The sequence below is a fragment of the Bizionia sediminis genome, assembly GCF_042684585.1.
Classification (GTDB): Bacteria; Bacteroidota; Bacteroidia; order Flavobacteriales; family Flavobacteriaceae; genus Algorimicrobium; species Algorimicrobium sediminis.
Genome location: NZ_JBHULS010000002.1, coordinates 632,149 through 645,637, shown reverse-complemented (window position 1 = coordinate 645,637; position 13,489 = coordinate 632,149). Strand labels below are relative to the sequence as shown.

General features: G+C 30.5%; 11 protein-coding genes. 10 read left to right on the top strand and 1 reads right to left on the bottom strand.

The window, feature by feature from the left end:
- Positions 1 to 84 precede the first annotated feature (84 nt).
- Positions 85 to 1,590: a phytoene desaturase family protein gene (locus ACFSQP_RS07255; RefSeq protein WP_376892887.1), complete on the top strand. Its 1,506-nt coding sequence runs from the start codon at positions 85 to 87 to the stop codon at positions 1,588 to 1,590.
- Between the two features lie 5 nt (positions 1,591 to 1,595).
- Here ACFSQP_RS07255 and ACFSQP_RS07250 read toward each other — a convergent pair whose 3' ends face one another.
- Positions 1,596 to 2,450: a prenyltransferase gene (locus ACFSQP_RS07250; protein ID WP_376892885.1), complete on the bottom strand. Its 855-nt coding sequence runs from the start codon at positions 2,448 to 2,450 to the stop codon at positions 1,596 to 1,598.
- Positions 2,451 to 3,146: 696 nt separating this feature from the next.
- Between ACFSQP_RS07250 and ACFSQP_RS07245 the strand changes: the two genes are divergently transcribed.
- The 9 genes from ACFSQP_RS07245 (at position 3,147) to ACFSQP_RS07205 (ending at position 13,413) form a co-directional block, all read left to right on the top strand.
- Positions 3,147 to 3,347, top strand: coding sequence for a hypothetical protein (locus ACFSQP_RS07245; protein WP_376892883.1), 201 nt, complete (start codon positions 3,147 to 3,149; stop codon positions 3,345 to 3,347).
- Between the two features lie 42 nt (positions 3,348 to 3,389).
- Positions 3,390 to 4,109, top strand: a complete 720-nt coding sequence (locus tag ACFSQP_RS07240; protein WP_376892882.1) for a GLPGLI family protein — start codon at positions 3,390 to 3,392, stop codon at positions 4,107 to 4,109.
- A gap of 418 nt (positions 4,110 to 4,527) precedes the next feature.
- Positions 4,528 to 4,752, top strand: a complete 225-nt coding sequence (locus ACFSQP_RS07235; RefSeq protein WP_376892880.1) for a hypothetical protein — start codon at positions 4,528 to 4,530, stop codon at positions 4,750 to 4,752.
- Positions 4,753 to 4,828: 76 nt separating this feature from the next.
- On the top strand, positions 4,829 to 5,557 hold the full coding sequence (locus tag ACFSQP_RS07230; protein WP_376892878.1) for a GLPGLI family protein: 729 nt from the start codon (positions 4,829 to 4,831) through the stop codon (positions 5,555 to 5,557).
- Between the two features lie 140 nt (positions 5,558 to 5,697).
- Complete coding sequence (locus tag ACFSQP_RS07225; protein ID WP_376892876.1) at positions 5,698 to 6,444, top strand: GLPGLI family protein; 747 nt, start codon at positions 5,698 to 5,700, stop codon at positions 6,442 to 6,444.
- 30 nt (positions 6,445 to 6,474) lie between these two features.
- A complete protein-coding gene (locus tag ACFSQP_RS07220; RefSeq protein ID WP_376892873.1) occupies positions 6,475 to 9,153 on the top strand; it encodes a carboxypeptidase-like regulatory domain-containing protein in 2,679 nt (892 codons plus the stop codon).
- Between the two features lie 568 nt (positions 9,154 to 9,721).
- Positions 9,722 to 9,922 (top strand): hypothetical protein, encoded by a 201-nt coding sequence (locus tag ACFSQP_RS07215; RefSeq protein ID WP_376892870.1) that lies wholly within the window; start codon positions 9,722 to 9,724, stop codon positions 9,920 to 9,922.
- 216 nt (positions 9,923 to 10,138) lie between these two features.
- Positions 10,139 to 10,756 (top strand): GLPGLI family protein, encoded by a 618-nt coding sequence (locus ACFSQP_RS07210; protein WP_376892868.1) that lies wholly within the window; start codon positions 10,139 to 10,141, stop codon positions 10,754 to 10,756.
- Positions 10,735 to 13,413 carry a carboxypeptidase-like regulatory domain-containing protein gene (locus ACFSQP_RS07205; RefSeq protein WP_376892866.1) on the top strand — a complete coding sequence of 893 codons (2,679 nt, stop codon included), beginning with the start codon at positions 10,735 to 10,737 and terminating at the stop codon, positions 13,411 to 13,413. Before ACFSQP_RS07210 ends, ACFSQP_RS07205 begins: the two co-directional genes overlap by 22 nt.
- Positions 13,414 to 13,489: the final 76 nt, after the last annotated feature.

Below are 13,489 nucleotides of genomic sequence, written 5' to 3'. Positions count from 1 at the left end.
TTTTTACAATAGCGGCAAGTTATTTCTATAATTACACTTTAAATAGGTTTTTAAGTCTTTAAAAGCTTCGTTATCTTTACAAATGTGAAAAAGAACATTATAATTATAGGTTCCGGAATTGGTGGTTTAGGCGCTGCGGCGCTTCTGGCAAAATCTGGTCATAACGTTACCGTTATAGAAAAAAATACCACCTTAGGTGGGCGCGCAAATATTTTTAAAGCAGAAGGCTACACTTTTGATATGGGACCCTCGTGGTACTTAATGCCAGACGTTTTTGAACACTATTTTAAATTACTAAATGAAGACATTACCGAACATCTAGATTTGGTAAAACTTGCCCCGTCATATCGTGTGTTTTTCTCGGGCGACAATGAATTACCCATAGTAGATATTTATTCCAATCTAGAAAAAGACCTTCCTCTTTTTGAGCAGCTAGAACCAGGTATTACACCCAAAATTAAAGAATATCTAAAACGATCTGGAGAGCAGTACGAAATGGCAAAAGAAACATTTATGTACCGTAATTTGGGTTTTTCAACAGATTTTTTAAAATGGCGTATTATAAAAAAAGGGATTGAATTAAATCCGTTTCAAACCATGCAATCCTATTTAAATAAATGGTTTGAAAGCGACAGAATAAAAAAAATATTAGAATACACCTTGGTGTTTTTAGGATCGGATCCAGCCAAAACACCGGCCATGTACAATATTATGAATGCCATCGATTTTAATATGGGCGTATATTACCCTAAAGGTGGTATTTATGAAATTGTAAACGCACTCGTTGCCATAGGCAAAAAACATGGTGTTACATACAAAACCAGCGCACCGGTAACAAAAATTGTAGTAGAAAAAAAACGTGCTACGGGCGTTCAATTTAAGGATGGAAGCACCTTACATGCCGATACCGTAATTTCGAATGCCGATTTGTGGTTTACAGAAACGCAACTGCTAGACACACCTTACCAAACCTACCCTGAACGCTATTGGGAAAAAGCTGTAGTTAGCCCAAGTGCTTTTATCATGTACCTTGGTTTAAACCGCAAGTTAGATGTTTTAAGCCATCATAATTTACGATTTGGAGCCGATTGGAAACAAAATTTTAAAGAACTTTTTGATGCCCCTCAACTTCCTAACGATCCAAGTTATTACATTTGTAAACCAACCGAAACAGATCCAGAATTAGCACCACCTGGCACCGACAATTTATTTGTTTTGGTTCCCATACCTCCGGGTTTAACAATTTCTGAAGGAGCAGCCTCCACCTACCGCCAGAAAATTTTAAATCTTATGAAAACCGATTTAAATCTTCCAAATTTAGAAGACTATATTGTGTACGAACGCTGCTATTGGAGTGACGATTTTAAAAGAGATTATAACGCTTATAAAGGCACTGCTTTAGGATTGGCGCACACACTTAAGCAAACCTTAAAACGACCGCTAAACTACAGCAAAAAGGTTAAAAACCTATATTATGTTGGCGCTGGAACAAGCCCAGGAATAGGAATGCCCATTTGTTTAATTTCGGCAGAGTTAGTTTACAAGCGCGTCATGAATATTAAAGCGTCTAAACCACTTAAACAATTGTAACTAAACTAACCCAGCGATTTAAAAAATAAATAGAAGAACAAACTAGCACCAGATACAACATTTATTAGGGGAAAATAGGTGTAATATTTAAATAATTTAGATGCGTTATACATACTTAATAAAACAATAACCGTATACACCAGGCCAAAAACCAATGCAAGCAACCCAATATAGTAATAGCAAATAAATGCCGAAATTATATAAGCAGCCAAACAAAACCATAAGGCATTTTGTTTACCCAACATGGTAGCCAACGTACGTACTCCTGCCTTGGAGTCGGCTTTAATGTCTGGAACAGCAGAGTAGGTTTGCATACCAAAAGCCCAAACAAGACCGCCCAACACAGCTAACCACTCAATATGCGTGTTACCTGTAATAAAAAACCCTACCAACGCTGGCGACACATAAATAATAGCAGAAAACAACACATCTAAAGGTGGCTTACTTTTAGCTCTAATTGGTGTTGCAGAATAAAACAGTCCCGTAAATAAAAATACCAAAAAGGCATATTTAGTTGCCGTGTTAACAGCAAAAAATAAAGGCAAAAAAGGTATTACTAACAAAATTATAACCAACCACAAACTCCTGTGTTTATTTTTAGGTAAAACGGTTTCATAACTCACTTTTTTGTCGTTTAACACATCGGTTTGATAGTCGTAAATATCATTAACACCGTATATAAAAACATTTGCTGGTAACGAGAAAAACAAGCCGAACGCCACTAAAAGCCACGTTGTGGCCGTATCGTATAAAAATAAATTGCCAGAGGCTATAACCCCAACAAGAAAAGTGCCCAACACATACATCCAAAATCTAGGTCTGGATAAACGAAAAACGTCTTTACAAGTTAGCTTCATCATGATACAAAAGTACTTGGATAGAATGACAAAAACTAAAATTAAAACAATTTTGTTTAATTATTTTTAAAATTAGTTAAACAATTAATAACATACACACCAATAAATACATCACATCTGGTTTTTACACGCTTCTTTATATAGAAAGCGTAGATTTCAAAAAATTAGCTTAAAAAAGTTAACGTATTGAAACATGGACATAACGAATAATTTTTTCTTTTTATATATTTTATGTAATAATGTAACTTGCTTATTAAAATGGAGCGCTAATTCAAATTAACGTTTCAAAACGCCTTTCCAAAGTCTGTTTCCAAAAACCTCAAAAAACCCAAAGTGCTGAAACTGGGTCATTTTACGGGAAAACCGTAATTGAAAATAACGATTTTCAGCACTTTTTGATGAACTGCAAAAAAAACGTTTAAAAATAGGTGTTTTGCTTTTTAAATTGGTAGGTTTAGGTGCTGAAGGTGATTATTTAGGGTTTTGAAGTCCATTAATAGTTGCCAAAAGCACAATCAAGATCACAGACTGGCGTCCCTTTTTTTTATGTTCTGGATACAGAATAGCCAAGTAAAACTTCAAAAAAAAAACTTCAACAAAACTTCTAAAGTTAAAACGTCAAGGCTTTATTATAAGCTAAACACGTTTATTAATCAACCTGTTCTATAAATTGTAAACAGGTTTAATATTTTAGAAATTATGAGAAAATTATTGAGTATTTTTTGTTTGTCTATCTTTATGATGAGTATGACATCAAATAAAAGTATAGCCAAAGAGGTAATTCAGAAAAAAGACTGTATTGATGAGGCAAGAGAAATAGCTTTCTACAATATGGAAAATTACGGTTATTCTGAAGACCAAGGAGCTGAATTAGTTTTATTGCTTATTCAGGGTTGTTAATATTCATTATTTGCATTCACTCCAGTAAGTAAATTATCACATATGAATTATCCTAGTTTTGTTAAGTATTTTCCATCTTTTTTAAGTTTAGTTTTTTGTATCCATATATCAACTGCTCAACAGCATGAGACGATATCTACAATACATTATAAAGTTAAAGTAATAGATGATCTAAAAAATCAAAACTTGGATAATTCTATTAAAAACAGGATAACGGCTATTAACAAGGCCAGTCAATTAATTGAATGTCGTCTTCAGTTTAATTCAAAAGAAAGTGTTTTTTATCAAGTTGAAAAAATGGCTTTAGATACAGATCCATATTATAATATGGCGTCCATATCTATTCGAGGACTTTACTACACAAGCACACAAGACTCGGTGAAAATATTAAACAAGAATTTTTCTGGGATAAATTTTAATATTTTGATGCCTTTTAACAAAGAGTCTTGGAAAATTATGAACGAAACAAAACAAATAGGAGATTTCACATGCTATAAGGCGGAGTCATTAAACTCAAATATTACAGCCTGGTTTACTAATAAAATAGCGGTTTCTTATGGTCCAAACGGATTAACTGGCTTACCAGGATTGATATTAGAAGCAACTATAAATAGAAAGTTAACATTTTACGCGTCACATATAATAATAAAAGACACTAGTGTCAAATTTATAGAAAGACCCAATTCTGATAAAACAATAAAAGAGGCTGAATTTCTAAAAATGGTTGGTGATAAAATGGCAGATTTTTTTGATAAAAACTAAAAGTAGTTAAAAATACACCAATCGAATTTACCAATTTTAGTAGAAGTAAAAAAGTATTACTGCGGACAGGATCCCTTTTTACGGTAAAACCGTAACGGTTTTTTGAGTTTTCGATGAAATACATAACATTCTCTAAAAAAGCTTGTGTACATAATAGTTTTTTTTTTAGGTTTGAAAAGCCCAGAGGAATTGTTTTAGATTTGAAGTTTCTAAAATGGTTGCTCGAAGCATAATCGAGATCTTAAACTGGCGTCAGTTTTTTATTTATATTCTATTATGGATAACGTACACAATACTTCAAAACAATAACTTCAACAAAACTTCTAAAGTTAAAACTTCAAGGCTTTACTATAAGCCAAAAATGTTTATTAATCAACCTGTTCTATAAATTGTAAACAGGTTTAATATTTTAGAAATTATGAAAAAATTATTGAGTATTTTTTGTTTGACTATCTTTATGATGAGTATGACAACGATTGAAGCCACGTCTAAAGAAATCATACAAAAAAAGGATTGTGTTGAGGAAACTTTTGATTTTGTTGAAACTTTGGATAATAGTCCTCTGTCTGATGATATTATAAGCTGTTTAGGCAATGGTTTTTATGCAGTATGTGAAGGATGGGCATGGGATGGTAGTTGTTAGTCTAAATATATAAATTAATTTGACTTTCTAAATTAGTGCAATTTTCATTAGTTTAGAAAGTTTAATATTATCAATTATGAAAACAACGCATATACTGATTAATATTTTCCTGCTTTATTGTTTTTCAAGTTTTGCTCAAAACGGTGGAGGTAAAGTAGAATATAGTCTAGAAATTTTTTTTCAAAACAATCAAAATAATACACCTGATAAAACAAAAGAAATTCTAAATAATATTTCGGAGGCTTCGGAAAGTGTTAATTTAGAGTTGATTTTCAATCATAACAAGTCTGTATTTAGACATCAAAAATCAATCCTTCCAGAAAACATATCGCCTACTTTTTATGCTATGGCAAAAATGATTGGAAGTAAAGGGATTTACTTTACCGATATTGTTAATAATAATCAAGTTCTTGAAATAAATCGAGGAGGAAAAACTTATTTAATAAATTTAGAAAAGAAAGATATTGAGTGGAGTTTAACTAAAGAAACTAAGCAGATAGGTAAATATAAATGCTATTTGGCGTTTACTAACGAAATTATTAGAAATAATAACCATAAGATTATTGCTTGGTATGCTCCCAATATAGCCGCTCCATTTGGTCCTTTAAAATATGGTAAACTTCCTGGTTTGATTTTGGAATTAGAATATGGAAACACTTTAATATTTAAAGCAAAAAAAATTAGTTTTGAGAATATTAATTATTCAATTGAATTTCCAAAAAAAGGTACTGTTATTTCTGAATTAGAATATAGTAAAATTTCCACTCAAAATTTACAATCTTTTAAAGATGATTTAAAAAGATAAATTATAATTCGTTGTTTATTTTGTAATTAAGCAGTATCGGATTCACACAATGAATATATATTGGGTACGCAAGCAATTATAATATTGATAAGTTATTAAATATAAATCATTTGTAATATGGTTTTTTAATTTTCCCCAATATGAAAAAATATTTTTTCGTTACTTTAATTCTCTTAATCCATTTAAATGGTTTTGCACAAGGCAATCAAGTTTCTGGGACGGTCACCTATTCTGTAAGTTTAGAGCCAATTTATAATGCAGTTGCAGAACGTTATAAAAGAGAATCAAATAAATCAGCCCTTCAAATTTTTAGTAGTATGGCTGAAACAGCATCAAATTTTGAATGTAAATTAAGCTTTAATGGATTCAAATCTAAATTTGGATTAGTTAATGCTATGGCATTGGGAGGTTTGGATAGAAATAAAATGTTAGCTGTAAGAGCGGTAGCTCAAGGTGACTATTACACCAATTTATTACTAAAAAAACAAATTTTACAAGATAACTCAAGTACCGATCTTTATATAGAAAGTAACCTTGAACACATTGATTGGAAATTAACAAAAAATATTAAAAAAATTGGTGATTATGTTTGTTACAAAGCCATGGCATACAAGGAATTAATGAATGAAGAAACCGTTGCCATTGAAGTTTGGTACACTCCACAAATACCAATAGCATTTGGGCCAAAAGAATACGTAGGCAATTTACCTGGTCTGGTTTTGGAATATAAAGACCATATTGTGCATTTTGTAGCTAAAAAAGTCGTCTTAAATCCTAAAAAACTCATTGTTATCAATTGGCCTGAAGGTGAAACTATAAGTAAAGAGGACTATCAAAAACAGCAAACTATTTCCTTTTCTACTTTAAAAGAAAATTCTGGAAGGTAATTATTATTTCTAAACTCAAAGTGTCATTGCATGAAATATATACTGACTTCTGCTATCATTTTCTTGGCACATGTAGTTTTACAAGCCCAGAATATTGAGGTAACAGGCGTTATTAAAGATACGCTCCAAAACCCATTAGAATATGCTAATATTCTGGCTGTTCCAGATGCTGAAAATGCCGATATGCGTTTTTCAATTACCGATAAAGCAGGTAACTATCTCTTAAAATTAGAGATGAACCAAACGTATGAAGTTACAGTTAGTTATTTGGGATACGAGCCACAAACGTTTACACTAGTCACAGCCGAAACAGATATTTCTAAAAATTACTCTTTGAAAGAAAGTTTAAATCAACTTACAGAAGTAGAGCTGCACTACACACCACCTGTAACCGTAAAAAAAGACACCATTATATATTTAGCGGATAAATTTGTAACAGGCGAAGAACACAAACTACGCGATGTTTTAAAAAAATTACCTGGTGTTGAGGTGGATAGAGATGGTAACGTAACATCCAACGGGAAGCGTGTAACCAAAGTATTGGTTGAAGATAAAGTCTTTTTTACTGGAAATAGTAAACTAGCCGTAAACAATATTCCTGCCGATGCCATTGATAAGGTAGAAATGCTAGATAATTATAATGAAGTTGCTATGCTGAAAGGCTTAAAAGATAGTGAGACCTTGGCCATGAACATAAAATTGAAAGCAGATAAAAAGAAGTTTGTGTTTGGCGATGTAGAAGCGGGAACTGGAATAAAAAAACGTTATGTGGTGCATCCAAACATATTTTACTATAGTCCAGAAACAACCTTGAATTTTATAGGCGATTTGAATAATACAGGTGTTAAGAGTTTTACTTTTCGAGATTATTTAGAGTTTGAAGGAGGTTTTGGTAAACTCATGGACGATGTTGGGAGTTATTTTAATTTGTTTAATAGCGATTTTTCCAGGTATTTAAACAATAACGATTATAAATCCAATACCAACCAATTTGCTGCTGGAAATATTAGGCAATCCATAAGTAAAAATTCGGATATAAGTGCTTATGTTATTACTAATAATGCCAAAATAGAAACACAAACCGAAACGAATACGGCTTATTTAGATAATGACACACCATTTATAGAAGATAGAACAAGCAATAACACAGTAAATACTTTTTTCACCATCGGAAAACTAACCTATGAATACAAACCAAGTTTTAAAGAAGATTTGAGTTATAATAGTTTTGTAAAGATTTCTAACAATGATAGTCAAGGATTTATTTCAACTATAAATCCTGTGCAAAACAACCAAATAGCAACGCAATCTGATATTAAAAATATCAATCTGAAACAGCAGGTTAGTTACAGTAAAAAACTAACTGACAGTCATACTGGTACTTTAGAAGCGTCGTATACTTTCCAAAATAATAAACCTGTTGTTAATTGGCAAACGAATCAGCAAATCCTACAAGGGTTAATCCCGTTGGAAACCGATGATTTTTATACTATTCGTCAAACAAAAAAAATAAAAACCCATGTGGCCAATGCTATAGTTAAGGATTATTGGGTATTAAATAGTTTTAATCATTTATATACAAGTATTGGTATTAATGCCGCTTTTGATAACCTGTATTCAAATGACGTGCAATTATTGAGTGATGGCAGCATCAACAATTTTTCAAGTGCTGGTTTTGGTAATGATTTTCAATACCAATTTGTTAATCCCTTTATAGGTTTAGAATATAAGTTTCAAATAGGTATAGCCACCTTTAAACCGGCTCTATACTATCATGTTTATTTATGGAACACCAGCCAATTTAATGATAAAGACTCTAAAAGTAAAGCCTTATTATTACCCCAATTTTCAACTAAAATTGAATTTAATAATAGCGAAAAAATTAATTTTAAATACCAGTTACAAGCGCGTTTTCCAAGTGTTGACCAGCTTGCAGACAATTTTGTACTATCTAACTTTAATAGGGTTTATAAAGGGAACACGAGTTTGGAAAATCAATTGTATCATTCAGCTAGTTTAAATTATTCTAAATTTAGTTTTTTTAAAGGTTTTTATTTAAATGTTGGGACGAACTTAACTAAAAAAATTGAGCAAATTAAAACCGTTACGCAGTTAAATGGTATTGAACAATTTAATTCGGAAATTATGTTCAATCAACCAGAGCATACGTGGACGGTAAATGGTGCCATTAATAAGAAAATTAGAAAAATTAGCTATAAATTTAAAAGTCGCTTTACCTATAATGATTTTTATCAGTTGGTTAATAATCAAACAAATTTAAATATTTCTAAAGGCGTTTCTTCCACGATTAGCGCAGAATCATTTTTTAAAAATTGGCCGAATTTCGAAATTGCTTACACCAAGGATTTTAGTAATTATCAAGCCTTTGGAAACAAAACAAAATTTGAAAACAATGAGATTTTCACCGCTTTAGAATATGATTTTCTAAACGATTTTATTTTCAAAGCCGATTACACATTCAACAATTATAAGAATAAAACAGCAGGCATAAACAATCAATTTGACAACGCCAATACATCGCTTTTTTACCAAACAGAAAATAGTCCTTGGGGTTTTGAAATGGGTATTTCAAACATTTTTAACACCGAATTTAAACAGCAAAATTCATTTTCTAGTTTTTATATAAGTGATAGCAAAACCTTTATCATGCCAAGAATATTTATGTTTACCATTTCTTATAAGTTGTAACATGATGTTTCTTAAAATGTATTAATGATTTAAGAATAACGATTGTTTAATAACCCAATAACCCTTACTCAAAAGCTAATTAAAATTTCCGTCAGTTCGAGTGTTCATTTGAGCAACAGCTCAAATGAATGTATCGAGAACCAAAAAACACAAACCCTCAAAAACCCCAAAGTGCTAAAACCAGACCTTTTTACGGGAAAACCGTAACGGGTTTTTGAGTTTTCGATGAAATGCGTAAAATTCTCTAAAAAGGCTTGTGTAAATTGTAATTTTTTTTTTTAGGTTTGAAAAGCCGAGAGGAATTGTTTTAGATTTGAAGTTTCTAAAATGGTTGCTCGAAGCATGATCGAGATCTTAAACTGGCGTCAGTTTTTTATTTATATTCTATTATGGATAACGTACACAATACTTCAAAACAATAACTTCAACAAAACTTCTAAAGTTAAAACTTCAAGGCTTTACAATAAGCCAAAAATGTTTATTAATCAACCTGTCTATAAACTTATACAGGTTTAAAATTTTAGAAATTATGAAAAAAATAATAGGAATTTTAGCACTAACATTCTTTATGTCAGCAAATTTGAATGCTGTTAACAATTATGAATCCTTAGAGAAAGACGATATTGTTTTAGATAAAGATACTTGTTCAATAACTGTAACCATATTTCACAATGGTGAAGAGGTAGGAACTGGAACTTACACCGATGATACGGGTGATTGTGAGGTAGCAGAAGCTTATGCATATTTAATTGCTTGGATGATGATTTAAATTGTATATAAATACATTTATAATGTCACAACTACTAGCTTAAACGTGATGTGGTTGTGACTTTTACACAAAACATAAAATGAAATTCTTTAAAATAATAACTATATTACTCATAACGTTTTCTTTACAATCTCAAAATAGTGGTTATATCGAGTACGGTTATATTAAAAATCTTGGTGTTAATTATGTACATTAATTTTTAATACACAAGCATCTTTGTTTACGGAGTTAAAGACTTCCAATAAAATTACGGATAAGGTTTATAGTGAAGATGATAAAGGGAATACAACTATTGCGGTAATGAAAGAATTAGATGTTAGACCAACAAACTATTTCAGTAAAAAAGAAGACTCCTTATATAGTATTGAAACTTTCTTTAAAAAAGCATATGTAGTTAAAGAAGTAATCCCTGAAATAGCTTGGCAATTAATCACCGAGACCAAAAATATAGGGCAATTTAATTGCCAAAAAGCTACTGGTATTTTTAGAGGTCGAAATTATACAGTTTGGTTTACTAATGAAATTCCATTACCCTTTGGGCCTTGGAAATTAAATGGTTTACCTGGTGTTATATTAGAGGCGAAGGATGATAAAAACCAACTGTATTTTTTCGCTAAAAAAGTTGTGCTAGCAGATCAAGAAGAAATACTAAAGCCCGAAGCTGAACAAACTATAGAACTACGAAAATTTATAAGCCTTAAAGATAAATTGTATCAAGACAAAGAAAAAGTAATTGCGACAAAAGTACCAAGAAATAGTAAATTTAAATTTACACCTCCAGCAAGAAATAGACAAAAAGAAATAATTTACGAATGGGAAACAGAAACAGATTAAATAGAGTTTATACTGTATTTATCTTTGTTTTAATTTGTAATTTTTGTTTTTCTCAAACTACATTATTAACAGGTATTGTTACTGATAGTCTTGGTGCGGTAGCTTCTGCTAGCATCGTATTAAAGGATAGTACATCCAAATCTATTTTAGCTTTTTCGTACACGGATAGAAACGGTATTTATAAAATTCAAACGAATCTTAAAGGGAAATATAATCTAGTATTTACCTCTATGGGTTATCACTCTAAAACCATTCCTATTACTATTATTCCTGGTGAAAAGGTCATTACTAAATCACTAGTTTTAATTGAAAAACCATACTCCTTAAATGAAGTAATTATTAAATCACCGGAAGCCATTATTGTAAAAAAAGATACTATTGTTTTTAATGCTGCTATATTTTCAAATGGGACAGAACAAACAGTTGAACAGCTTTTAAAAAAAATTCCAGGTTTAGAAATTGATAATGAAGGCACTATAAAAGTAGGCAACAAAGAAATTGAAAAACTGATGGTAGATGGCGATGATTTATTTGAGAAGGGCTATAAAGTTTTATCCAAAAATATGCCAGCTTATCCCATTAAAGAAATTGAAGTTTTGGAAAATTATTCTAATAATCGGTTGCTAAAAAATATTGAAGAAAGTGATAAAGTTGCTTTAAATTTAAAGCTAAAAGATGATGCAAAACATATTTGGTTTGGTACCATAGAAGCGAGTTTGGGTAACGATAATTTTTATGAGCTTAAAGGGAATTTAATGAACTTTGGAAAAAAGAATAAATACTACTTTTTTACTAATTTTAATACCGTAGGTTATGATGCCACAGGAGATATAGAAAACTTAATTAGACCCTTTAGAATGAATGAACCTGCAAGTATTGGAGACAATCAGAGCGCAAGGTCCTTGATAAACATATCACCTAACAACTTGAGTTTTAAAGAGAGCAGAACTAATTTTAATAATGCTGAACTGGTATCTTTAAATGCCATTTTTAATCCAACAGAAAAATTGAAAATAAAAACATTGGGATTTTTTAATTGGGATGAAAACGATTTTTTCAGAAATAGCATAGATATTGTAAATACTAACAATGTAAATTTTATAAATACAGAACAGTATAAAATCCAAAATAAAAAAGTAATAGCTTTTGGAAAACTTGATATTATTTATAATTATTCCAAAACCAAAATGCTAGAAGCAACGACTAAATATAATTTTGGTGATTTTAATGATAGTTCTAATTTAGTGTTTAATGGTGTTTCAACCACGGAGAGTTTAAAACATCAAAACACGCTTGTCGATCAAAAAATAAACTATACCAATAAATTTAAAGATAATAATGTGTTTCTATTAACAGGTCGTTTTATTCACGAAAAAACACCACAGCATTATAGTCTTAATCAGTTTTTTTATTCAGGTTTATTTCCAAATACATCCACAGCAAATAACGTAACTCAAAAAGGCGATTTACAAATGGAATTTTTAGGTGTCAATGCGCATCTTTTAAATCGGAAAAAAAGCGGAAGTTTATTAGAATTGCAAATTGGGAATACGTTTAGAAAGGATAAACTTTTAAGTGCTTTTTCAATATTGGAAGATGATTTGGTTTTAGAGCAACCCAATGGTTACCAAAACAACACGACTTATTTGGTTAATGATATATATATAAAAAGTAAATACCGTTTAAAAGTTAATAATTTTGGAATTATAGGTCAATTAGCAGTTCATCAGCTTTTTAACAGTTTAGAAAATAATAATGTTTCTGACAGCCAATCACCATTTTATGTCAACCCAAGTATTGGATTCGATTGGGAAATAAACGATAAAAATAAAATAACGTCTTCATATTCCTATAATACTACCAACGCAAAAGTTATTAATGTTTTTAGTGATTTTGTATTAACAGGTTTTCGTTCATTTGAAAAAGGAACAGGAAGTTTTAATCAACTAGACGCTTCAAGCTTTGTTATTAATTACCAATTAGGGAATTGGAGCGATCGTTTTTTTGCAAATACATTTGTTATTTATAGTAAAAACTATGATTTCTTTTCAACAAACACACAAATTGATAAAAACGTTACCCAAACAGAGAAAATACTAATTAATAATCGGGAGTTTATAAATGTTAATTCAAAATTAGATTACTATTTTAAATTCATCTCCTCAAATTTAAAATTGGTTTTAGCATATACCAAAACCGATTTTAAAAATAGTGTTAATGGCTCTAGTTTAAGGCAGGTTAACTCAAATAATTATCATTTAGGTCTAGAAGTTAGGTCTGGCTTTAAGGGTGTTTTTAATTTCCATTTGGGCACAAAGTGGATGACAACGGAAATAGAAACAACTGTTAAAAATTCATTTACAGATAATATCAGTTTTTTAGATTTGACTTTTCTATTCAGTAAAGCATTTGATGTACAAGTTCAATCAGAGCGTTACTATTTTGGGAATTTACTAAATGATAATACGTATTACTTTTTAGATTTTGATGCACGTTACAAATTGATAGAAAATAAATTAACACTAGGAATAACAGGAAAAAACCTATTTAATACTAAAACTTTTAGAAATTTTAATATTAGTGATATTGGTAGTTCATCAACAGAATTTAGATTATTACCACGTTTTGTATTATTGAAAATGGAATACAGGTTTTAAATATTCAAACAAAAAATTTCAAAAGCCATTCCCTTCCGAATGGCTTTTTTATTTTGTATTTTTCGGAAGTAAAAAA